At 73.2% G+C, this 21,256-nt stretch carries 20 protein-coding genes; 11 read left to right on the top strand and 9 right to left on the bottom strand.

What is annotated here, in order from left to right; all coding sequences use genetic code 11:
* Positions 1 to 284 precede the first annotated feature (284 nt).
* Entirely contained in the window at positions 285 to 713 is a 429-nt protein-coding gene (locus tag QOL88_RS35325) for a VOC family protein (RefSeq protein WP_097222292.1), read from the top strand.
* Between the two features lie 15 nt (positions 714 to 728).
* Here the strand turns inward: QOL88_RS35325 and QOL88_RS35330 are convergent, their stop codons facing one another.
* Entirely contained in the window at positions 729 to 1,988 is a 1,260-nt protein-coding gene (locus QOL88_RS35330; RefSeq protein WP_097222293.1) for an MFS transporter, read from the bottom strand.
* 190 nt (positions 1,989 to 2,178) lie between these two features.
* Positions 2,179 to 2,631, bottom strand: a complete 453-nt coding sequence (locus QOL88_RS35335) for a YbhB/YbcL family Raf kinase inhibitor-like protein (RefSeq protein WP_097222294.1) — start codon at positions 2,629 to 2,631, stop codon at positions 2,179 to 2,181.
* 107 nt (positions 2,632 to 2,738) lie between these two features.
* Between QOL88_RS35335 and QOL88_RS35340 the strand changes: the two genes are divergently transcribed.
* Positions 2,739 to 3,758 (top strand): sigma-70 family RNA polymerase sigma factor, encoded by a 1,020-nt coding sequence (locus QOL88_RS35340; protein WP_097222295.1) that lies wholly within the window; start codon positions 2,739 to 2,741, stop codon positions 3,756 to 3,758.
* 49 nt (positions 3,759 to 3,807) lie between these two features.
* Here the strand turns inward: QOL88_RS35340 and QOL88_RS35345 are convergent, their stop codons facing one another.
* From QOL88_RS35345 to QOL88_RS35360, 4 genes are all read right to left on the bottom strand, one after another.
* A complete protein-coding gene (locus tag QOL88_RS35345; protein ID WP_097222296.1) occupies positions 3,808 to 4,914 on the bottom strand; it encodes a CapA family protein in 1,107 nt (368 codons plus the stop codon).
* A 123-nt stretch (positions 4,915 to 5,037) separates the two neighbouring features.
* Complete coding sequence (locus QOL88_RS35350; protein ID WP_097223326.1) at positions 5,038 to 5,493, bottom strand: archease; 456 nt, start codon at positions 5,491 to 5,493, stop codon at positions 5,038 to 5,040.
* 55 nt (positions 5,494 to 5,548) lie between these two features.
* On the bottom strand, positions 5,549 to 6,151 hold the full coding sequence (locus QOL88_RS35355) for a DJ-1/PfpI family protein (RefSeq protein WP_097222297.1): 603 nt from the start codon (positions 6,149 to 6,151) through the stop codon (positions 5,549 to 5,551).
* The gene (locus QOL88_RS35360) at positions 6,148 to 7,173 is read right to left on the bottom strand and encodes a GlxA family transcriptional regulator (protein WP_257027977.1); all 1,026 of its coding nucleotides are present in this window, start codon (positions 7,171 to 7,173) and stop codon (positions 6,148 to 6,150) included. The genes QOL88_RS35355 and QOL88_RS35360 overlap by 4 nt, the downstream gene beginning before the upstream one ends.
* Positions 7,174 to 7,291: 118 nt before the next feature.
* Between QOL88_RS35360 and QOL88_RS35365 the strand changes: the two genes are divergently transcribed.
* The 3 genes from QOL88_RS35365 to QOL88_RS35375 all read left to right on the top strand — a co-directional run bounded on the left by QOL88_RS35365 (position 7,292) and on the right by QOL88_RS35375 (position 9,828).
* Positions 7,292 to 7,951, top strand: coding sequence for a dienelactone hydrolase family protein (locus tag QOL88_RS35365; RefSeq protein WP_097222298.1), 660 nt, complete (start codon positions 7,292 to 7,294; stop codon positions 7,949 to 7,951).
* A 157-nt stretch (positions 7,952 to 8,108) separates the two neighbouring features.
* Complete coding sequence (locus tag QOL88_RS35370) at positions 8,109 to 8,753, top strand: phosphoribosyltransferase (protein WP_097223327.1); 645 nt, start codon at positions 8,109 to 8,111, stop codon at positions 8,751 to 8,753.
* An 85-nt stretch (positions 8,754 to 8,838) separates the two neighbouring features.
* Positions 8,839 to 9,828, top strand: coding sequence for a TerC family protein (locus QOL88_RS35375; protein WP_097222299.1), 990 nt, complete (start codon positions 8,839 to 8,841; stop codon positions 9,826 to 9,828).
* 34 nt (positions 9,829 to 9,862) lie between these two features.
* Here QOL88_RS35375 and QOL88_RS35380 read toward each other — a convergent pair whose 3' ends face one another.
* Positions 9,863 to 11,053: a CaiB/BaiF CoA transferase family protein gene (locus QOL88_RS35380; RefSeq protein WP_097222300.1), complete on the bottom strand. Its 1,191-nt coding sequence runs from the start codon at positions 11,051 to 11,053 to the stop codon at positions 9,863 to 9,865.
* A gap of 381 nt (positions 11,054 to 11,434) precedes the next feature.
* Here QOL88_RS35380 and QOL88_RS35385 point away from each other — a divergent pair, with 381 nt between their 5' ends.
* Positions 11,435 to 13,927: a SpoIIE family protein phosphatase gene (locus QOL88_RS35385; RefSeq protein ID WP_179879043.1), complete on the top strand. Its 2,493-nt coding sequence runs from the start codon at positions 11,435 to 11,437 to the stop codon at positions 13,925 to 13,927.
* 217 nt (positions 13,928 to 14,144) lie between these two features.
* On the opposite strand, the gene QOL88_RS35390 is transcribed toward QOL88_RS35385, so the two are convergent.
* Entirely contained in the window at positions 14,145 to 14,366 is a 222-nt protein-coding gene (locus QOL88_RS35390; RefSeq protein WP_097222303.1) for a hypothetical protein, read from the bottom strand.
* Positions 14,367 to 14,480: 114 nt separating this feature from the next.
* Between QOL88_RS35390 and QOL88_RS35395 the strand changes: the two genes are divergently transcribed.
* On the top strand, positions 14,481 to 15,386 hold the full coding sequence (locus tag QOL88_RS35395) for a LysR family transcriptional regulator (RefSeq protein ID WP_097222304.1): 906 nt from the start codon (positions 14,481 to 14,483) through the stop codon (positions 15,384 to 15,386).
* Between the two features lie 30 nt (positions 15,387 to 15,416).
* Here the strand turns inward: QOL88_RS35395 and QOL88_RS35400 are convergent, their stop codons facing one another.
* Complete coding sequence (locus QOL88_RS35400; protein WP_097222305.1) at positions 15,417 to 15,995, bottom strand: TetR/AcrR family transcriptional regulator; 579 nt, start codon at positions 15,993 to 15,995, stop codon at positions 15,417 to 15,419.
* Positions 15,996 to 16,240: 245 nt separating this feature from the next.
* Between QOL88_RS35400 and QOL88_RS35405 the strand changes: the two genes are divergently transcribed.
* The 4 genes from QOL88_RS35405 to QOL88_RS35420 are packed head-to-tail and all read left to right on the top strand — an operon-like array spanning position 16,241 to position 21,012.
* Positions 16,241 to 16,789, top strand: coding sequence for a (2Fe-2S)-binding protein (locus QOL88_RS35405; RefSeq protein ID WP_097222306.1), 549 nt, complete (start codon positions 16,241 to 16,243; stop codon positions 16,787 to 16,789).
* A complete protein-coding gene (locus tag QOL88_RS35410) occupies positions 16,786 to 17,778 on the top strand; it encodes an FAD binding domain-containing protein (protein ID WP_097222307.1) in 993 nt (330 codons plus the stop codon). Before QOL88_RS35405 ends, QOL88_RS35410 begins: the two co-directional genes overlap by 4 nt.
* Positions 17,775 to 19,889 carry a xanthine dehydrogenase family protein molybdopterin-binding subunit gene (locus QOL88_RS35415; RefSeq protein WP_097222308.1) on the top strand — a complete coding sequence of 705 codons (2,115 nt, stop codon included), beginning with the start codon at positions 17,775 to 17,777 and terminating at the stop codon, positions 19,887 to 19,889. Before QOL88_RS35410 ends, QOL88_RS35415 begins: the two co-directional genes overlap by 4 nt.
* Positions 19,882 to 21,012, top strand: coding sequence for an XdhC family protein (locus QOL88_RS35420; protein WP_097223328.1), 1,131 nt, complete (start codon positions 19,882 to 19,884; stop codon positions 21,010 to 21,012). The genes QOL88_RS35415 and QOL88_RS35420 overlap by 8 nt, the downstream gene beginning before the upstream one ends.
* The last annotated feature ends 244 nt before the right edge of the window (positions 21,013 to 21,256 follow it).

The following is a 21,256-nucleotide window of genomic DNA, read 5'->3' on the forward strand; positions in this document are numbered from 1 at the left end:
GCGCCCCGGTACGGGCTGCTTGCCGACGTTCAGAACTGTAGGGAGCCCAGGAACCACACGGTCCTGACAATTGTCAGGATCAGGTCGGGACAGCCGGGACGGGCGGCCCCGGCCTGCGGTCTCCAACACGGCCCGCGGTCCCGGCAGCGGTCCCGAACACGGCCGAAAACCGCTCGACGATCTCCATGGCCGCTGTCTACGATCCACCGCGCGGCATCGCGTGCCGGTCACCGGCCGGGTGAGGCATGGAGGCGCCGCCGAGATGCCCGTGGAGGCATTCAACCGTGTCAGTCGAGTTCAACCACACCATCGTCCTGTCCAAGGACCGGCAGAAGTCCGCACATTTCCTCGCAGAGATCCTGGGACTCGAGGTCGGGGCACCGACCGGGGTGTTCCTGCCCGTGACGACCGCCAACGGGGTCACGCTGGACTTCGTCACCATCGACGCCGACATCCCCATGCAGCACTACGCGTTCCTGGTCTCCGAGGAGGAGTTCGACGAGGCCCTGGCCCGTCTCGTCGAGGCCCGGATCCCCATCCAGGCCGACCCGCACGGCAACCACCCCCGCCGCATCAACCGCAACGACGGCGGCCGGGGCGTCTACTTCCCCGACCCGGCCGGCCACGGCCTGGAGATCCTCACCCGCCCGTACGGAACGGACCCGGCCTCCGAGTTGAACGGCGTCACGGAGGACGTGCCCGGGGCGGTCTGAGTCGACCCGGTCGGGTCAGCCGCCGTCCGACTCGACCGCCACGGGGGCCGGTTCATGACCGGCCCCCGTGGCGTGGTCCCGGCGGGGCAGCAGCAACGGCGTGACCAGGAGCAGGGCGCCGGCCACCGCGATGGCCGTGCGGGGAGTCGTCCAGGCGGCCAGTACGCCCCACAGGGCCGTGACCGCCGCGGTGGTTGCCTTGCCGCTGGCCGACCAGGCGGACAGGGTGCGGGTGACCCGGCCCGTGGGGGTGCGGTCGAGACGGTGTGTGGCGAGGACCGGGTTGAACACGCCGCAGCAGGTGATCAGGCCGAACTCGACCACCATGACCCAGGCCAGGCCGGGCGCCCCGGGGCCGGTGAAGGCCAGGCCGACCGGCCAGCAGGCCCGCAGCGCCCCCGTCGCGAGCAGGACCCGGTGCCGGCCGTGGCGCGCGACGAGGCGTGGGGCGAGCCGGGAGCCGAGCAGGCCGCCGGTGCAGGGCACCGCGAACGCGAGGGCGTACTGCCAGGGCGCGAAGTGCAGGTCGTCCACCATCAGGATCAGCAGCGGGGGAGAGGCCGCCATGATCAGGGAGTTCACCAGGAGCGAGTTGAAGAAGAGCGGGCGCAGGACCGGGTCGGCCAGGATGTGGCGCCAGCCTTCCAGCAGGTCGCCGGCCCGGGTCACCGCGGGGCCCGGTCGTGGAGCGTGCTTCTCGGCGTCCCCGATCGCCCGGATGCCGAACGCCGAGACCAGGTAGCTCACCGCGTCGGCCACGACCGTCGTCACCGGCCCGAACAGGCCGATCGCGGCCCCGCCCAGCGGCGGGCCGACCATGCTGGCGGTCCAGGTCGTCGCCTCGAACCGGCCGTTCGCCACGAGCAGGTCCTGCCGCGGCAGCAGGTCCTTCAGGAACGCCCCGGCAGCCGCGTTGAAGGTGATGTCGGCCGCCGCGACGGCCACCGACACCAGCAGCAACTGGCCAAAGCCCAGCCGCCCGAGCGCGAACGCCACCGGGACACTCAGCAGCACCACGCACCGGACCAGGTCCGCCGCCATCATCACCGGCCGCTTGCGGCGGAACTCCACCCACGGCCCGAGGGGCACCGACACCGCCGCGCCGACCGCCGGCCCCACCGCCGCGAGCAGCGACACCTGCGTCGGCCCGGCGTCCAGCGCCAGGACCGCGATCAGGGCGAACGCGTCGAACGCGAGCCATGTGCCGGCCGTGCTGACCGCGTACGCGCCCCACAGCCACCCGAACCGCCGCCCAAGCGACCGCCTGCCCGCCATATCCGGCGCACTCCCCGCTCTCCCGGACAACCCCGCGTTGTCCGGGAGTCATCCAAGCCAGAAGCGGGCGGGCCGGGCAAACAACCATCCGCCCCCGCACCACAACCAACCGTTGTGATGCGGGGAGGCGGGGTGCTGACGGGCGGCGACACCTGGACGGTCGTCGGCTGACCCGACCGAAGGTGGAAGGTCAGCGCCGGTACAGCCCCACCAGCGTCCCGTCCGCGAGGCGGCGCTTCTCCACCTCCGCGTGCACCTGGTCCGCACGCGGCGCGTCGGGCAGGACACACGGTTCGGACAGGGCGTAGAGCCGGAAGAAGTAGTGGTGGGCGTCGTCACCCGGCGGGGGGTGGGGGCCGCCCCAGCCGTGCTGCCCGTAGCCGTTGACGAGTTCCGTGCCGCCCGGTGGGCTCTGCCCGGCCTCCACACCGTCGCTGTGCGGGTCGATACCGACCACGACCCAGTGCGCGAAGGTGCCCGAGGGGGCGTCGGGATCCTCGCACAGCAGGACCAGTTCGGCCGCGTCGTCCGGTACACCGCTCCAGGCCAGCGGCGGAGAGACGTTCGGTCCCTCGTACGCGTGCCGGCGCGCGATGAACGAGTGGTCGCTGAACGCGTTGCTGCTCAGTTCGATGCCGGTCATGTGGCCCGGGGTACCCCCGAGGGCACCGGGACACACGGTTCGGGAGTCGTTGCCCGGGTACCCGCCGGGGCGAGCCGGAACGAGGCGGGAGAGGGAGGAACCCGACGATGTCTCCCCTGGCAGAAGACCCCGCGGCGGACGTCCGGGAGGACCGGCGGGCCCCCGCCCGCACCGCCCGGCTGCGCAACCGCATCCCCGAGCCGGACGAGGAACCGGACCTCCTCGGCCAGTACCTCGCGCAGATCTCCGCGACCCCCCTGCTCACCGCCGAGGACGAGGTGCGGCTGGCGCGGCGGATGGAGACCGGTGTGCGGGCGCTGGCGGAACTGGAACCGGCCGACGCCGGCGAACACGACCTCACGCCCGAGCGGCACCGGGACTTGGAGGAGGCCGTCCGCGACGGGCAGCGGGCCAAGGACCACATGGTCCGGGCCAACCTCCGGCTCGTGGTGTCGATGGCCAAACGGCACGCCCACCGCGGCCTGCCCATGCTGGACGTCATCCAGGAGGGCAACCTCGGGCTGATCCGGGCCGTGGAGAAGTTCGACCACGCCAAGGGCTTCAAGTTCTCCACGTACGCGACCTGGTGGATCCGCCAGGCGATCGAGCGGGGTCTGGCCGCGCACGCGCGCTCCGTCCGGCTGCCGATGCACGTCGTGGAGCAGCTGCAGAAGATCGCCAAGGTCGAGCGGCGGCTGCGACTCGACCTGGAGCGCGAGCCGAGCGTGGAGGAGGTGGCCCGGGAGAGCGGCCTGGCCGAGGACAGGATCACCTGGCTGCGCCATGTCGGACGGGACGCCGTCAGCCTGGACACGCCGGTGGACGACAAGGGCGAGACCGTCGTCGGCGACCTCATCGCCGACACCGAGGTGCTCCAGGCCCCGGAAGTGGCCGAGTTCCGGGCACTCGCCGAGGAACTCCGCGAGGCCGTCGGCACGCTCGCGCCCCGCGAGGCCATGATCCTCAGCCTGCGCTACGGGCTGCACGACGGTCACACCCGCACCCTGAACGAGGTCGCACGGCGCGTCGGCCTGACCCGGGAGCGGGTACGCCAACTCGAGAAGGAGTCGCTGACCCGGCTGCGGGAGCCGGAAAATCGCGACCGGCTCGTGGCCTGGGCGGGCTGAACTCCCCGCGACCGGCCTGGGCGGCCCGACCCCGCGGGCGGCCCCCCCATCACGCCGCCGGCGCGGGAACGACCAGCGACCCGTCGGACTCCTGCCGTACCTCCACCCCACCGCTGACCTGGTCCAGCGTGGCACGCAGCCAGGCACCCTCCTCCCGGGACGCGGGCTCGAGACGCATCCGCCGCACCCGGAACGGCACCATGCGCAGCCCGGCCAGCCGTCCGCTGTCCGCCTCGACCGACACCAGGAACGCGAGCCGCAGGTCGTCGCGGTACTCCTCGTAGCCGGAGATGCCCTCGTAGTCGTCGACGAAGTCGCCGCAGCCGTAGAGGATCAGCCGGTCCCGGTACACCTCCAGCGGGCGGGGATGGTGCGAGGAGTGCCCGTGGACGACGTCGACACCGCCGTCGATCAGCGCGTGCGCGAAGCGGACCTGCTCCCGGGGAACGCGATACCCCCAGTTCGAGCCCCAGTGCACCGACACCACGGTGAGGCCACCACCGGCCCGCCCCAGCCGCCGCAGCACGGTGTCGGCCGCACCGGACGAGAGGCGCGGCAGATACGCCACACCCGGCCGGTCCGCCGTGGCCGCCCAGCCGGGCGGGATGCCGCTGGAGCACGCCCCGAGGGCGGACACCCGCAGCCGGCGGCCGCCGGGGAGCGGGATCACCGCGGGCGCGCACGCCTCGTCGCTGTCGCGTCCCGCGCCCGCCGTCCGCAGGCCCGCCCGGGCCAGCGCGTCCAGGGTGTCCAGCAGGCCCGGCCTGCCGAAGTCCATGACGTGGTTGTTGGCGAGGACGGTCACGTCGGGCCGGGCCACGGCCAGCGCGGGCAGGTTCGCCGGGTGCATCCGGTAATGGATCTCCTTGCCCGGTACGAACGTGCCGCCGCCCGTCACGGACGTCTCCAGATTCACGATCCGGGCGTCCGGGGCCGCCCCGTCCAGCACCCGCAGCGCCTCACCCCACGGCCACGACGCGTCCACGGGCGCGGGCACCGGCCCGTGCGCCGACTCCGCCAGCCGGACGTAGGTCCGGGCGTCCCCGACATACGCCTCCCGCAGGGCCGGGTCACCGGGGTGCGCGAGGATCTGGTCGACGCCGCGCCCGAGCATCACGTCACCGCACAGGAACAGCGTCACGACGCCGCCGCCCATCCCTCAACGGTAGGCGCACCCGGGCCGCGGGGGTCAGGCGTCGGGCGTCACCGGCAGGCGCACCCGGGCCGCCGGGGTCAGGCGTCGGGCGTCACCGGCAGGCGCCACCCCGGGCCGCGAGGGTCAGGCGTCGATCGTCACCGCACACGACCACCCGTACGGATCCGGCCCGATCCGCAGCTCGTCCCACGCCACCGCCGTCGGCACCGCCCCCGTGATCTCCACGTCGGTGATGCCGGTGACGGCCAGCCGTACGTCCAGGCCGCCGTCGGCCTCGTCCGCCTCCACGTCCACGGGCACCTGCCCGTACGCCTCCAGCTGGAAGATGATCTCCTCCAGCAGCGAGGCGAGCAGATCGTCGCTGCTCGCCTCGGGCAACCGCACCCGGTCCACGGCGGTGGGCCGCACCCCGGAGACGTCCGCGAAACACTCGACCATCGCCAGGACGGCCTCTGCCAGGCAGTGCTCTCTGCACGCCGCCCACGCCTCGATCCGGATGTCGCCGGGATGCGGCACCGCCCGGTGCCCGCACTCGCCCGGCTGCCGCCCTTGCCCGCCGTTGCTCGTGTCACCGCCCATGAACATCGCCTGCCCGAGCCTTGCCCACCCATGCGGCCCGGCGCCCACGGGTCACTCAGACGGGCTCGTCCGCCAGGTACGGCGGCGCCGGGTCGTACTGGATGTAGCGCCGTACGGCCCGCGCGTGATCCCGGCCGTGCAGCCGCCCGACCAGCCACAACGCGCTGTCGATCCCGGCCGAGACGCCTTGGCTGGTGACCAGGCCGCCGTCGACCACGTAGCGGGCGTCCCGGACCACCGTCACGTCCCCGCGCGCCTCCAGGGTGTCCTCCTGACTCCAGTGCGTGGCCACCCGGCGCCCCCGGGCGGGTCCGGCGGCATGCAGCAGGAACGTGCCGGTGCACACGCCGTGCACCCACGCGGCCCGCTCCGCCGTCTTGGCGATCCAGCCGGTGACCACCGGGTTGTGCAGCTGGGTCTCACGGGCGCCAAGACCGCCCGGCACATGCAGCACGTCCAGCGGCGGATGGTCGTCGAAGGTGTGGTCGGGCAGCACGCGCAGGCCCTTGTTGCAACGCACGGCGCCGGGGTGCTCGGAGACGAGTACGGCCGTGTCGCCGCTGTCCCGCAGCCGCGCGGAGACGGTGAAGACCTCCCAGGGCCCCACGAAGTCCAGCTCCTCGGCATCCTCGAAGACCAGCAGGCCGTAAGTCGTCATGCGCTTCTTCCTTCCTCTGCGAGATCTGCGAGATCTGCGAGATCTGAGAGATCTGCGAGATCGGCCAACGCTCCGGTCGTGGAGCGGAACCTGGCGCGGTAGTCCGACGGCGCGACACCGAGACGGCGGTGGAACGTGCGGCGCAGGGTCTCGGCGGTGACGAAGCCGCAGCGCCGGGCGATGGCCTCGACCGGTTCGTCCCCGTCCGTCAGTGCCCGCTGGGCCGCCTCGACGCGCACCCGCTCGACGTACGCCGCCGGCGGCACACCGAGTTCTGCGGTGAAGCGCCGCTGAAGATGACGCGGGCTCAGCCCGGCGTGTGCGGCGAGACCCGCGATGTCGTGCCGGGCACCGGGATCGGCGTGGATCGCGCCGACGGCGGCCCGCACCGGGTCCGTGGCCGGCTGCCGCGACCACAGCGCCACGCTGAACTGCGACTGCCCGCCCGGGCGGCGCAGGAACAGCACCAGCCGGCGGGCCACCTCGTGCGCGACGTCCCGGCCGAGGTCGTCCTCCACGAGGGCGAGCGCCAGATCCATCCCGGCGGTCACTCCGGCCGACGTCCACACCCGCCCGTCCCGGACGAAGATCGGGTCGCAGTCCACGCGCACCTCGGGATGCTCCCGGGCCAGTTGCTCCCCACGCGCCCAGTGCGTGGTGACCCGCCGCCCGTCGAGCAGGCCGGCGGCCGCCAGCAGGAACACCCCGCTGCACACCGAGGCCACCCGCCGGGCACCCGCCGCCGCGGCGGCGACCCAGGCGACGAGCGACTCGTCCTCCCGGGCCCGGTCGACGCCCCGGCCGCCGACCACCACGAGGGTGTCCGTCCCGGCCGGGTCGAGGTCCGTCACGCCGTGGGCGGCGTGCATGACCAGCCCGCTCACCGACCGGACCGGCCCCGCCCGGGTCGCCACGACCTCGCAGGCGTACTCGCCCGCGCTGTGGAACACCTCGTGCGGTCCGGTGAGGTCGAGCGGCTGGAAGCCGTCGAAAACGACGAAGACGATACGGCGATCGGTCACGCCCCTCACGCTCCATCCGCGCGCGGTACGGCGTCAACGACACGCACCCCACAGATCGCGCCATGGGACGTCCACCGCGGCGTGGGTACCACGGGAACCGGGGGAGAGGAGGCTGACGATGAACGCCCGAACGGTCACCCTGCCCGCCGGCGGCGCGGACCTCACCGGTGACCTGGCCGTGCCCCCGGACGCCCGCGCGATCGTGCTGTTCGCGCACGGCAGCGGCAGCTCCCGGCACAGCCCCCGCAACCGTGAGGTCGCCGCCGGTCTGCGCACCGCCGGCTTCGCCACCCTGCTGATCGACCTGCTCACCCAGGAGGAGGAAGACCAGGACGCCGTCACCGCCGAACTCCGCTTCGACATCCCCCTGCTGGGTCGCCGACTGGTCGCCGCCCTCGACTGGCTGGCGCGGGAGCCCGGCACCTCGGACCTGCCCGTCGTCCTGTTCGGCGCCAGCACCGGCGCGGGCGCGGCCCTGGTCGCCACCGCGCAGCGCCCCGACCGGGTACGGGCGGTCGTCTCGCGCGGTGGGCGGCCCGACCTGGCCGGTGACGCCCTGGACGAGGTACGGGCCCCGGTGCTGCTGATCGTGGGCGGCCGGGACACGCACGTGCTGCGGCTCAACGAGGAGGCGGCACGGCGACTGCCCGGCCCGCACACCCTTCACGTGGTGCCCGGCGCCACCCACCTGTTCGAGGAACCGGGCGCGCTCGATCAGGTCGCCGAGGCGGCCCGGCAGTGGTGCGACGAGCGGATACGGGCCGCCACCGGAGGGTGACCGGTCGGCGCGCATCGTCCGGTGGGCCGGGGGGTACGCGGGAACCGGACCGGCTGGGGCGGGGGCGCGCGGGAGCCGGACGGCCCGGTGTGGTGGGGGTACGCGGGAGCCGGACCGCCCGGGGCCCTCATTCGTGCGGGAAGCGGAGGTGACCGTCATGCGGTTCCGTGATCGCCGGCAGGCCGGTGAGGAACTGGCCGAAACACTGCGCACCCGGCAGCGCGACGGGCACCTGCCCGATCCCCTCGTCCTCGCCCTGCCCCGCGGCGGGGTCGCCGTGGCCCGCGAGGTCGCCGCCGCGCTGGACGCCCCGCTCGACGTACTCGTCGTACGGAAGATCGGGGCGCCCCACCAGGAGGAGCTCGGCGTCGGCGCGATGGCCGGGGACGAGGTGCCGCTCCTCGACGAGGAGGCCCTGCGCCACCTCGGACTCGGCGAGGCCGCGCTCGCCCCCGTCATCGAGCGTGAGCGGGCCGAACTGCGGCGCCGCGAGCGGCTGTACCGGCAGGGCCGACCCGCCCCGGACCTGCGCGGACGGACCGTGATCGTCGTCGACGACGGCCTGGCGACCGGCTCCACGGCCCGCGCCGCGCTGCGCTTCGTACGCCGTCAGGCGCCCGGGAAGGTGCTGCTGGCCGTGCCCGTGTGCTCCCCGGAGGGCGCCGACCTGATGCGGGCAGAGGCCGACGAGGTGGTCTGCCTGCACCGGCCGGCCGCGTTCATGGCGGTGGGCCTCTGGTACGAGGACTTCGACCAGTTGACGGACCAGGACGTGCTGGAGGCGCTGCACGTGCAGCTTTGACTCAATGTTCACCTGGCGGGAGTGGCGGAAATCGGCCGCGGCGGATCACGATGTCCCTTCCCCACACCTGCATCAGGAGCAACAAGTGAACGTCTCGCTGTCCGTGTGGCTGCTGACCGTGGCCGCCCTGTGCGTGCTGGTCGCCGTCGACTTCTTCGTGGGCCGCAAGCCGCACGACGTGTCCCTCAGGGAAGCCGGGACGTGGACGGTGGTGTGGGTCGTCCTGGCGGGCCTGTTCGGCGCGGGACTCTGGTACTTCGGTGGGAGCGGGCCCACGGGCGAGTTCTTCGCCGGGTACATCACCGAGAAGTCGCTCAGTGTCGACAACCTCTTCGTCTTCGTCCTGATCATGGGCAAGTTCGCGGTGCCCTCGCAGTACCAGCAGCGGGTGCTGATGGTCGGCGTGCTGATGGCCCTGGTGCTGCGGGCGGTGTTCATCGCGGCCGGCGCGGCGATCATCTCCACCTTCTCCTGGGTGTTCTACCTCTTCGGGGCCTTCCTGATCTGGACCGCCTGGAAGCTGGTCCAGGACGCCCGCACGCAGGACCACGAGGAGGAGTACCAGGAGAACAAGCTGCTGAAGATGGCGGAGCAGCGCTTCGGCGTGGCCGACCGCTATCACGGCACGAAACTGTTCATCACCGAGAACGGCAAGCGGATCATGACCCCGATGCTGGTCGTGATGCTCGCGATCGGCTCCACCGACGTGCTGTTCGCCCTCGACTCCATCCCCGCGATCTACGGCCTCACCCAGGACCCGTACATCGTGTTCACCGCGAACGCCTTCGCCCTGATGGGCCTGCGCCAGCTGTACTTCCTCATCGGCGGCCTGCTGAAGAAGCTGGTCCACCTCTCCTACGGCCTGTCGATCATCCTGGGCTTCATCGGCGTGAAGCTGGTGCTGCACGCGCTGCACGAGTCGGGCGTGCACGTCCCCGAGATCGGCATCCCGTTCTCGCTGGGCTTCATCGTGCTGGTCCTGGCGGTCACGACGGTCACGAGCCTGCGCGCGTCGAAGAAGCAGGAGGCCGAGGCCGAGGCGGAGGCGGCGCAGCCGTCCGCTGAGTCCAGCTAGACCTCCCGGAGTGGCTCGCCGTCGGAGGTAGCCGTCAGACGACGCCGTCCGCGCGCAGGGCCGCCACCTCCTCGGCGGTGCGGCCCAGTTCGGTGAGGATGGCCTCGGTGTGCTCGCCCACGGCCGGCACGGGGTCCATGCGCGCGGGCAGACCCGCGAGGTCGGCGGGCGGGAGCAGCGCCTCCACGGTGGCGCCCGGCACCTCGACCTCGCTCCAGCGGCCACGGGCGGCCAGCACGGGGTGGTCCAGGAACGCGGCGACGTCGTTGACCCCGGCGCAGGCGATGCCGATGCGCTCCAGGTCCTTGAGGATCTCGTCGGAGCCGGAGCGGGCGAACCGCTCGGCGACGACGGCGTTGAGTTCCTCGCGGTGGGCGACACGGTCGGAGCCGGTGGCGAAACGCGGGTCGTCGACCAGTTCCGGACGGTCGAGGAACTCGGCGCACAGCGCCACCCACTCCCGCTCGTTCTGGATGGAGAACAGCACCTCCTTGCCGTCGGCGGCGGTGTACGTCCCGTACGGCGCGATGGTGGCGTGCTGCGTGCCCAGCCGCGGGGGCTGGGCGCCGCCGTGCCGGGTGTAGTAGGCGGGCTGGCCCATCCACTCCGCGAGTGCCTCGAACAGGGACACCTCCACGGGGTGGGCCTCGCCGGTGGTGGCACGGGTGTACAGGGCGGTGAGGACGCCGCTGTAGGCGTACATCCCGGCGGCGATGTCGGCGACGGAGATCCCCGTCCGGGCGGTCCCCTCGGGGGTTCCGGTCAGCGACACCAGCCCGGTCTGGCACTGCACGAGCAGGTCGTAGGCCTTGCGGTCGGACCAGGGGCCGGTCGTGCCGTAGCCGGAGATCGTGCACGGGATCAGGTTCGGGCGGCGGCCGGTGACGGCGGCGGCGTCCAGCCCGAGCCGGGCGGCGGCGCCCGGGGCGAGGTTCTGCACGAACACGTCGGCGCCGTCGAGGAGGTCGTGCAGGATCTCGTGGCCGCGGGGGTCCTTCAGGTCGAGCGTGAGGGACTCCTTGGAGCGGTTGAGCCACACGAAATAGCTGGAGTGGCCGTGCACGGTCGTGTCGTACCGGCGGGCGAAGTCACCGCCGCCCGGCCGCTCCACCTTGATCACCCGGGCACCGAGGTCGGCGAGCTGCCGCGTGGCGTAGGGCGCGGCCACGGCCTGCTCCAGGCTGACCACCGTGACCCCGGCCAGGGGATACCGCTGCACGCTCATGCCTCAAGCTCCTGAATCGTGTACGGGGGGGCGCTGGGACAGTCTGCCGCAGGGGGAGGGCGCGGGGGCGGGCCACCGACGCGATCCGGATCACGCCGGCGGGTGGTTTGGCGGGACCGCGGTGCCGGTGATGTGCGGTTTCGCCGGTGCGACGCGGGTCATGACCGGCGTGCCGAGAGAGAGCCGGGGGCGGAGGTCATGCCCCCGCCCGTGCGGTCGGCGGCACCGGGTGTCGCCGACCCCGGCTGCCCGAGGGCGCCCGCCGCCTCCCCGCCTCCGATGGCGCTCCAGGGCCCGCTGCTCGCCGCAGCCAGACTCTTTTCATTACTTAAGCTGATTGATGATGGTTCGTGTTCATCCGGCAGGGATGAGTATGAGGTGATGAGGGAGCCGCAGTCGCCGGGATCCCCCGGTGTGGGCAGCCCGGAGCAGGTCGACGGACTGCCGTTGCGCCCACGTGTTCTCGCCACCGCGCGCCGGGTGGCCGGGATCGCGGCCCTGACAGCCGGTCTGCTGGGCCTGGTCAGTCTGGTCGGCTGGATCTCCGGGGCCGACGCGCTGAAGGAAGTGCTGCCCGGGGCCTCGGTGGCGATGAAGGCCAACACCGCCGTGGCTGTCGTGGCGCTCGGGCTTTCCCTGTACGTGCTCTCCTTCCTGCGCCGGATCGGCCCGTTCGCGCTCGCCGTGTCCCGTGCGGCGGCGGTCCTGGTCATCCTGATCGGCACGCTCACCCTCGCGGAGTATGTGTCCGGGGCTGACCTGGGCCTCGACGAGCTGCTCTTCAGGGACGACACCGTCTTCCAGGGGACGGGGCCGCCAGGGCGGATGGCACCGAACACGACCGCGGCCCTGATGGCCGGGGGAGTGGGTTCCCTGTGCGCGGGTGTGCCCCGGATCCCTGCCTGGGCGAGTCAGATCCTGGGCCTCGGCGTCGGCGCACTCGGCATGCTGAGGCTGTACGGGGCCGCCTACGGAGTGACCGAACTGGAGCAGTTCGGCCCCTACTCGGGCATGGCCCTGCACACCGCGGCGGCGTTGACGCTGTTCGGCACGGCGCTCTTCCTGGCTCGACCGGGCGAGGGCGGTGCGGGGCTGCTGCTGAACGCGGGGACGACGGGCGCGCTCGGACGATGGTTGTTCGTCACCGTCGTCATCGTGCCGCCGCTGCTGGGCTGGGCCGTTCTGGTCGCCGAGGACGCCGGGCTGTTCGGGGAGCGGCTGGGAACCGGGTTGCTCGTCTTCGGTCACGTGGCCGTGTTCACGGCGGTGATCTTCACGACCCTGGCAGTGGGCCGCCGGGTCGAGGTGGCGCATGCCCGTCTCGAGTGGCGGGTGCGTCAGAACGAACTGCTGCAGGCCTTCATCGAGTACACGCCCGCGATGGTGTTCATCAAGGACCTCGAGGGCCGTCTCCTGGCGGTCAACACGAGGTTCGAGCAGACTCTGGACCTGTCCCGGGAGCAGGTCCTGGGCCGCCTGGACCGGGACGTCCTGCCGCCCGACTTCATGCGTCAGGCGCGCGCCTCCGACCGCGCCGTGCTGGCGGAGGGCCGGCCGGTACAGCGGCAGAAGACGTTCGCCCTGCCGGGAGGCCGACGGGAGTTCCTGTCCACCCGGTTCCTGCTCAACGACACCTCCGGCGCGCCGTACGCCCTGGGCGGCGTGTACATCGACATCACCGATCGCGTCGCGGCCGAACGCGAGGTCCAGCGGGCGCACCGGCGGTTCGTCGCGCTGCTGGAGTCCGCTCCCGACGCCACCTTGATCACGAACGGCGACGGTATCGTCGTCATGGCCAACCCGCAGGTGAAACGGCTCTTCGGACGCGACCCGGGTGATCTCGTCGGCTCCGATGTGGTCAGCCTGGTACCCGCTGGCCGGCGCCGGCGGCACTGCGCGCTCCTGCGTGCCTACCTCCGCCTGCGTGATCCGAAGCCGGCGGTTCTCGACAAGGACCTGTACGGGGCGCGCGGCGACGGCTCCGAGTTCCCCGTCGAGGTGAGCGTCAGCAGTCTGCGGGCCGAGCAGGAGACCATCGTGGTCCTGACCGTCCGGGACATCACCGAGCGCAGACGGCTGGAGGCCGAGCGGGCCGAGCGCTATGAGCAGCAGCGGCGGATCGCCTACACCCTGCAGCACAGTCTCATGGGGGAGCCGCCCCGCCTGGCGTACCTGCCCTGTGCCTACCGGTATCTGGCGTCCGTCCAGGACCCCGGTGTCGGCGGCGACTGGTTCGACGTCATCCCGCTCGAGGAGCACCGCACTGGCGTCCTCATCGGTGACGTCATGGGCCGGGGCCTGGAGGCCGCGGCCGTCATGGGGCAGTTGCGCGCCGCCTCTCACGCCCTGGCCCGCACGGGGGCCACGCCCAGCGGACTGATGCGGGCGCTCGACCGGTTCGTCGGCGACCTGGCGGGCCAACTGGTCACCAGCGTCTACCTGGTCCTGGACCAGGACAGGCACGAAGTCACCCTGTGTTCGGCGGGGCACCTGCCCGTCATCGCTCTGCCGCCCGACGGGCCCGCGTGCCGGCTGGGGGCCCCGGTCGGGGTGCCGCTGGGCGTCAACGACGCGGCGCACGTGGTGCCCTTCGAGGAAGCGACCCTGCCGCTGCCGCCGGGCAGCGCCCTCGTGCTCTACACGGACGGGCTGGTCGAGAGGCCCGGCACGGACATCGAGGCCCAGGTCGACCTCCTGACCCACACCGTCGACGCCGTGCTCAAGGGCGCCCGGGTCGACGACCCCGGCACCCTCGACCGTGCCGCGGACTGCCTGATCAAGACCCTGATCGCGGACGCGGACGCGTCTGACGACGACGTGACGCTGCTTGTGCTCGGCATCCCGGGCCCGCAGGGGAACGGGACCCGGTTCTGACCGGAACCCGCGGCGCCTCCGAGCCTGCTCACGCCCGGACCACCGACGAGGGGGGCCGGGGGCTGCTCATCGTGGCCCAGCTCGCCCAGCAGTGGGGCACCCGCTGCACGACGACCGGCAAGGTCATCTCAACCGAGCGGGCGCTCCCCATCGGGTCGGGCCGGTCGAGTGCGGCCGGGGCGCCCGTGTCCCGTCGGCGGGGGCCCCGGAGCCGCACTCAACGGCTCGCGGCAGTCGCAGTCGTGGTCGCGGGCCCGCTGCGCGAGACGACGCGCGTCCCGCGGCCGTCGGCGACCCGGATCTGCAACGAACCGCATCCGCAGCGCGTCCACTCCGTGTGGCCCGTCGCGGTGCTGTGCCGGGACAGCACCCGGAACGGCTCGCCCCGGTCCGGCCAGCCGCAGTGCGGGCAGGCGGCGGTGGCCTCGGTGCTGGTCATGTCCGACTCCTCGTACGTCGTGGTGGTTGACCGTCGCGACACCCCAAGGGTGCGTCCGAAGATCCGTACACGTCCAGGTTGACTTTGTGGACCTCACTGTGAAGCCTGGCCTTCATGATTGACCTGCGCCGGCTGCACGTTCTGAGGGCGGTCGCCCATTACGGCACCGTCACCGCGGCCGCCAGAGCCCTGCACTTCACGCCGTCCGCCGCCTCCCAGCAGGTACGGCAGCTGGCCCGCGACCTGGGCGTCGACCTGCTGGAGCCACAGGGGCGCGGGGTGCGTCTCACCCCGGCCGCCGAGAGCCTGCTCGCGCACGCCGACGCCATCCAGGCCCGCTGGGACCAGGCAGAACTGGATCTACGGGCCGACCACGGGGCGCCCTCCGGGGTGCTGCGGGTCACCGGCTTCCCGGTGGCCGTCTCGGTGCTGCTGGCGCCGATGGCGGCCCGGTTGGCGGAGCGGCACCCGCGGCTGTCCGTCCGGATCACCGAGGCGGGTGTCCCGGAGAGTTTCGACCTGCTCTTCGAGGGCGGGACCGACCTGGCGGTCGTCGAAGCGACCCCGCGCAATCCGCCGCTGAGCGACAACCGGTTCGACCAGCGGCCGCTGCTCGACGACCCGTTCGACCTGGTCGTACCCGAAGGGCACCGGCTGGCGGGACGGACCCGGGTCGATCTCGCCGAGGCTGCGCGGGAGGCGTGGATCGCGCCGGTGGAGGACAGTCCCTGCCGGCCGCACGTCCTCTCCGCCTGCGGCGCGGCCGGGTTCACCCCCGAGGTCGTCCATCACGCCCTCGACTGGAACGTCTGCGCCCACCTCGTAGCCCACCGGCTCGGCGTAGCCCTCATTCCGCGCCTGGCGCATCTGACCCCGCACCTGCCGATCACCCGGGTCCGCTGCACCGGCGATCCCCACCGCAAGCTCCTGACCTGCACCCGGACCGGCGGGCACGCCCGCCCGGCGGTGGCGGAGGCCTTGGAGGAACTACGAGGCCTGGCCCGCACGGCGGTCGCCTGAAGGAGCCGGGCGGTCGTAGCCAGACCTCCGTCACCCCCCGGCCGCCCCCACCCGCAGCCCGTCCATGACGAAATCCAGCAAGCGAGTGGCGCGCGGCTGCCAGTCGGTGTGGGGGTCCATCGTCCAGAGTCCGCCGATGACGAGGAAGAGGTCGCTCGCGGTGACCCCGGGACGGATGGTGCCGGCCTCCTCCGCGGCCCGCAGGAGGAGTTCGGCCGCGTCGGTCACGGGGGCGTGGCCCGGCTTTTCCGGCTGACCGGGTGCGCTGGTGGCCTGGCGAATGGCGTCGGCCAGGCCCGCCTTGGTCATCGCGAACCGTGCCAGCCGGTCCATCCACTCGCGCAGCGCCCGGTCGGGCTCCCGGCTCTCCAGCAGCACCGGGGCGGTGTCGGCGACCTGCTGCATCTCGTGCCGGTAGATCTCCAGGACCAGTGCCTCGCGGGTGGGGAAGTGGCGGTAGAAGGTGCCCTGCCCGACGCCCGCCTTCTTGGCGATCGCGCTCAGCGGGACGCCCGCCGAGCGCGTCAGTTGCTCCAGCGCGACCTCCAGGATGCGCTCGCGGTTGCGCTGCGCGTCCGAGCGCAGGGGAGCGTCCTTCTTCTGCCGCACCCGCCCTCCTCCCGGGCCGTGGCCGAAACCAGCCCCTTGTTAAGCGGACAGTTGTCCGTTAAGTTTTCCGAGTAACGGACAACTGTCCGCTTGCCCATCGTATCGGCGTGCCGCGGGTGCGGACAGCCCGCGGCTGCCGTGCCCCGGGCCCGCCCGCCCCGCATCCCGCACGGTCGCGAACCGGCATCGCCGCCCGCAGCGACCCTGCCCACCCCCGACCTCGCGATGTGAGAGAGAAGGCTTCCATGCCCCCATCGACGTCCAGCGACCTCACCCTGTCCGTGAACGGCGAGAAGTACACGCTGACCGTCGACCACCGCACCACCCTGCTCGACGCCCTGCGTGAACGACTGGACATGACGGGCACCAAGAAGGGCTGCGACCAGGGCCAGTGCGGTGCCTGCACGGTCCTGCTCGACGGCCGCCGGAGCGTGGCCTGCCTCCAGCTCGCCGTGGCCGCTGAGGGGCGCGAGATCACCACCATCGAAGGCGTGGCCGAGGGCGAGCGACTGCACCCCGTGCAGCAGGCGTTCCTCGACCTGGACGGCTTCCAGTGCGGCTACTGCACGCCGGGCCAGATCTGTTCGGCCATCGCCGTGATCGAGGAGCACGCGGCCGGCTGGCCGAGTGCCGTCACCGGCGACGTCCGGCCCGAGGCGGGACCACCGCCGCTGACCCCTGAGGAGATCCGCGAGCGCATGAGCGGCAACCTGTGCCGCTGCGGCGCGTACGTGTCGATCGTCCAGGCCGTGGCCCGGGCCGCCGAGGAGAGCACCAAGGGAGCTGCGGCATGAGGGAGTTCGGCTACCAGCGGGCCTACGACGTCTCCGGCGCCGTCGCACTGCTCGACGGCGACGGCGAAGCCCGCTTCCTGGGCGGCGGCACGAACCTCGTCGACCTGATGAAGACCGGCGTCGAACGGCCCGCCCGGCTCGTCGACGTACGCGAACTGCCCCTGAACCGCGTCGAGCCGGCCGAGGACGGCGGGCTGCGCATCGGGGCCACCGTCACCAACAGCGACCTGGCCGCCCACCCCGAGGTCCGGCGCCGCTACCCGGCACTCGCGCAGGCCGTGCTGGCCGGAGCCTCCGGGCAGCTGCGCAACATGGCCACCGTCGGCGGCAACCTCCTCCAGCGCACCCGCTGCGGCTACTTCGCCGACGTCACCTCCCCCTGCAACAAGCGCGATCCGGGCAGCGGTTGCCCCGCCATCACCGGCGAGCACCACAACCACGCCGTCCTGGGCGCCTCCGACCACTGCGTGGCCACCCACCCCTCCGACATGGGCGTGGCACTGGCCGCCTTCGACGCGAGCGTGTCGTACGAAACGGCCGACGGGGCGGGGGAGCTGCCGCTCGCCGACTTCTACCTGCCGGTGGGGGAGACCCCGCATCTGGAGACCGCCCTGCCGCCGGGTGCGCTCATCACCGGCGTCACCCTGCCGCCCACCGCCGCAGCGGCCAACTCCCGCTACCGCAAGGTGCGCGAGCGGGCCTCGTACGCCTTCGCCATCGGCTCCGTCGCCGCCGCGCTCGACGTCCGGGACGGCCTCGTCCACGACGTGCGCCTGGCCTTCGGCGCGGTCGCCTCCCGTCCTTGGCGCGCCCGCGCGGCCGAACGGGCCCTGACCGGCAGCCCGGCCGACGCCGAACACTTCGCGGCCGCCGCGGACGCCGAACTGGCGGCCGCCAGGCCCCTGCCCCACAACGGATACAAGGTGATCCTGATGCGCAACCTCGTCGTGGCCGTGTTGAGCGAACTCGCCGAGGAGGCCGCCCGATGACCACCGCCACCAGGGGAGCAGTCGGCACCGCGCACCCGCGCGTGGAAGGCCGCGACAAGGTCACCGGGGCGGCCCGCTACGCCGGCGAGATCCCCTTCGCGGAGCTCGCCCACGGCTGGCTTGTGGTCTCCACCGTCGCCCGCGGCCGCATCCGCGCCCTGGACACCGAGGCCGTGCTCGCCATGCCCGGGGTGCTCACCGTGCTCCACCACCACAACGCCCCGCGCGTCGACATCGACTACACCGGCATGATGGGCACCCCGCCGGACCCCACCGTCGGCCTCTTCCAGCACGACCGCGTGCCCCACATGGGCTGGCCGGTGGCCCTGGTCGTCGCCGAGACCTCCGAGCAGGCCAGGGAGGCCGCCGAGGCTCTCGTGGTGCACTACGACCGGGAGCCGCACGACGTCGCGTTCTCCGCCGGTCGCGAGGCCGAGGCGTACGCGCTCGACGGGCACATGCCGGCCGTGGTGGAGAAGGGCGACCTGGAGGCCGGACTCGCCGCGTCCGCCGTGGTGGTGGACGCCGAGTACACCACCCCGGAGGAGCACCACAACCCGATGGAGCCGCACGCTGCGGCGGCCCGGTGGGAGGGCGGCCGCCTGGAGGTCGTCGACTCCAACCAGGGCACCGGCTGGGTCGCCGGCGAGCTCGCGAGCCTGTTCTCCCTCGACCCCGCTTCGGTGCGGGTCCGGTCCGAGCACGTGGGCGGCGGCTTCGGCAGCAAGGGTGTTCGCGTGCACCAGGTGGCCGCGGTGATGGCGGCGACCGTGCTGCAACGCCCGGTCCGGGTCGTCATGACCCGCCGGCAGATGTTCTCCCTCGCCGGTCACCGAAGCCCCACCGCCCAGCGGGTCAGGCTCGGCGCCGACGCGGACGGACGGCTGCTCGCGCTGGAGCACCGGTCGCTGAACCAGACCTCGACCGTCCACGACTTCGTCGAGCCGAGCGCGGCGTCGAGCCGGTCGATGTACGCCGCCGACGCCCACCACACGGCCAGCCGGCTCGTGAAGCTCGACGTCCCCACCCCGACCTGGATGCGCGCCCCGGGCGAGGCGTCGGGCTCGTTCGCGCTGGAGTCGGCACTCGACGAGCTCGCCGAGCGGTGCGGCATCGACCCGATCGAGCTGCGGGTCCGCAACGAGCCCGAGGTGGGCCCCGTGTCCGGGCTGCCGTTCGGCAGCCGCAACCTCATCCCCTGCTTCCGGGAAGGCGCCCGCAGGTTCGGCTGGGACGGGCGGGATCCACGGCCCGGCGTGCGCCGGGAGGGCCGCTGGCTGCTCGGCACGGGCACCGCCGCCGCCTCCTTCCCCACGCTGGCCATGCCGTCCACGGCGGCCCTGACCGCGGAGGCGGACGGCACCTTCACCGTGCGGATCAACGCCGCGGACATCGGCACCGGCGCCCGCACCGCGCTCACCCTGGTCGCCGCCGATGTCCTGGAGGTGCCCGCGGACCGCGTCCGGGTGCGGATCGGTGACAGCGACCTCGGCGCCGCGTCGATCGCCGGCGGTTCGGCCGGCACCCGCTCCTGGGGCTGGGCCGTCACGGCCGCCGCCCAGGAACTGCGCCGGAGCCTCGCGCCGGGCGCGGACATCCCGCCGGAGGGCGTCACCGTACGGTCGAACACGGCCGAAGCGCTCGGCGCCCTCGCTCAGAAGGAGCGGCACGCCTTCGGTGCGCAGTTCGCCGAGGTCGCCGTCGACCCCGCCACCGGAGAGGTTCGCGTGCGCCGCATGCTGGGCATCTTCGCGGCGGGCCGGATCGTCAACCCGCTCACCGCCCGCAACCAGTTCGTCGGCGGCATGATCTGGGGCATCTCCATGGCCCTGCACGAGGAAGCCGTCAGGGACCGGGCGAGCGGCGGCGTCTACGGCGCCGACCTCGCCGGCTACCACGTCGCCGCGCACGCCGACATCCCGCACATCGAGGCCGACTGGGTCGACGACCCCGACCCGGACGACCCGGTCGGCATCAAGGGCATCGGAGAGGTCGGCATCGTGGGCGCGGCCGCGGCGGTCGCCAACGCGGTGTGGCACGCGACCGGCGTACGCCACCGGGACCTGCCGATCCGCCCCGACCGTGTGCTGCTGGCGGGCGGCGATGCTTGATCTCGCAGAACCTCTGCACCAGTGGATCGAGGAGGGCCGGGACTTCGCCGTCGCCACGGTCGTCGCCGTGGGCGGCAGCGCCCCGCGCCCTCCCGGCGCCGCGCTCGCCGTCGCCGCGGACGGCACGGCCGTCGGCTCGGTCTCCGGGGGCTGTGTGGAGGGAGCGGTGTACGACCTCTGCCTTCAGGCCCTCCAAGACGGCGAGACGCTCGTCGAGCGGTTCGGCTACAGCGACGAGGACGCCTTCGCGGTGGGGCTGACCTGCGGCGGGACGATCGATGTCATGATCACCCCGTTCGCGGGCGGGCGCCCGGCCGAGAGGGCGGCGCTGGCGGCCGCCGCCCGGGCCGAGCCGGTGGCCCTGGCCCGGGTGGTGCGGGGCCCGTCCGGCCTCCTGGGCCAGGCCCTGCTGGTCCGCCCCGACGGCTCGTCCGACGGTGGCCTCGGCGGCGGCCCGCAGCTGGACCGCGCGGTGCTCGACCGGGCCGGGGCCCTGCTGGACACCGGCCGCACCGGCACGGTGGAGCTCTCCGAGGACGGGTCGCACTGCCCGGGCGGTCTCACCCTGCTCGTCGAATCGGCCGTTCCGCCGCCCCGCATGATCGTCTTCGGCGCGATCGACTTCGCGGCGGCCCTGGTACGGGCGGGCGCATTCCTCGGCTACCACGTCACCGTGTGCGACGCGCGCCCCGTCTTCGCGACCCGGGCCCGCTTCCCGCAGGCCGACGAGATCGTCGTCGACTGGCCCGACCGCTACCTCCGGCGCACGGAGACCGACGGGCGCACGGTGCTGTGCGTGCTCACCCATGACGCGAAGTTCGACATCCCCCTGCTGACGGAGGCGCTGCGGCTGCCCGTCGCCTACATCGGCGCGATGGGCTCCCGCCGCACCCACGAGGACCGCAACCGGCGGCTGCGGGAAGCGGGCGTGAGCGAGCGCGACCTGGCCAGGCTGAGATCACCGATCGGCCTCGACCTGGGAGCCCGTACGCCCGAGGAGACGGCCGTGTCGATCGCGGCGGAGATCATCGCAGCCCGGCACGGCGGCACGGGGGCGCCGCTCACGGGTTCGGCCACACCGATCCACAGGACCGCCCGGCAGGCGCATCCGCAACCCGCCTGACGGCCGCCCCGAGCCGGTCGTGTGCTTTCCCGGGGTGCTGCGCGGCCGCCTGGGACCGGTCGGGTGCCGGCTGGAGGGCCGCGTGCCCGTCCGGGGGCCGGTGCTGGTCACGCTCGGGGGCTGCTCGATCGCTGAGGGCCGCCAGGTGCCCGGCGCGTTGCCGGGCTGTCTGACTCAGCTCGTCCGGCGCTTGCCGGGGCAGCAGCGGGTCGCTCCGGGCAAGCGCCGAGCCTGCTCTCGGCCC

This window comes from Streptomyces sp. Ag82_O1-12 (assembly GCF_900182715.1).
GTDB classification, from domain to species: Bacteria; Actinomycetota; Actinomycetes; order Streptomycetales; family Streptomycetaceae; genus Streptomyces; species Streptomyces massasporeus.

What these genes read in the sequence shown, in the direction of transcription:
- QOL88_RS35390 (WP_097222303.1), bottom strand. Translation starts at nt 14,366, where the DNA reads ATGACCAGCACCGAGGCCACCGCCGCCTGCCCGCACTGCGGCTGGCCG.
- QOL88_RS35335 (WP_097222294.1), bottom strand. Translation starts at nt 2,631, where the DNA reads ATGACCGGCATCGAACTGAGCAGCAACGCGTTCAGCGACCACTCGTTC.
- QOL88_RS35385 (WP_179879043.1), top strand. Translation starts at nt 11,435, where the DNA reads ATGAGGGAGCCGCAGTCGCCGGGATCCCCCGGTGTGGGCAGCCCGGAG.
- QOL88_RS35350 (WP_097223326.1), bottom strand. Translation starts at nt 5,493, where the DNA reads ATGGGCGGTGACACGAGCAACGGCGGGCAAGGGCGGCAGCCGGGCGAG.
- QOL88_RS35330 (WP_097222293.1), bottom strand. Translation starts at nt 1,988, where the DNA reads ATGGCGGGCAGGCGGTCGCTTGGGCGGCGGTTCGGGTGGCTGTGGGGC.
- QOL88_RS35395 (WP_097222304.1), top strand. Translation starts at nt 14,481, where the DNA reads ATGATTGACCTGCGCCGGCTGCACGTTCTGAGGGCGGTCGCCCATTAC.
- QOL88_RS35380 (WP_097222300.1), bottom strand. Translation starts at nt 11,053, where the DNA reads ATGAGCGTGCAGCGGTATCCCCTGGCCGGGGTCACGGTGGTCAGCCTG.
- QOL88_RS35365 (WP_097222298.1), top strand. Translation starts at nt 7,292, where the DNA reads ATGAACGCCCGAACGGTCACCCTGCCCGCCGGCGGCGCGGACCTCACC.
- QOL88_RS35340 (WP_097222295.1), top strand. Translation starts at nt 2,739, where the DNA reads ATGTCTCCCCTGGCAGAAGACCCCGCGGCGGACGTCCGGGAGGACCGG.
- QOL88_RS35370 (WP_097223327.1), top strand. Translation starts at nt 8,109, where the DNA reads ATGCGGTTCCGTGATCGCCGGCAGGCCGGTGAGGAACTGGCCGAAACA.
- QOL88_RS35405 (WP_097222306.1), top strand. Translation starts at nt 16,241, where the DNA reads ATGCCCCCATCGACGTCCAGCGACCTCACCCTGTCCGTGAACGGCGAG.
- QOL88_RS35420 (WP_097223328.1), top strand. Translation starts at nt 19,882, where the DNA reads ATGCTTGATCTCGCAGAACCTCTGCACCAGTGGATCGAGGAGGGCCGG.
- QOL88_RS35410 (WP_097222307.1), top strand. Translation starts at nt 16,786, where the DNA reads ATGAGGGAGTTCGGCTACCAGCGGGCCTACGACGTCTCCGGCGCCGTC.
- QOL88_RS35415 (WP_097222308.1), top strand. Translation starts at nt 17,775, where the DNA reads ATGACCACCGCCACCAGGGGAGCAGTCGGCACCGCGCACCCGCGCGTG.
- QOL88_RS35345 (WP_097222296.1), bottom strand. Translation starts at nt 4,914, where the DNA reads ATGGGCGGCGGCGTCGTGACGCTGTTCCTGTGCGGTGACGTGATGCTC.
- QOL88_RS35355 (WP_097222297.1), bottom strand. Translation starts at nt 6,151, where the DNA reads ATGACGACTTACGGCCTGCTGGTCTTCGAGGATGCCGAGGAGCTGGAC.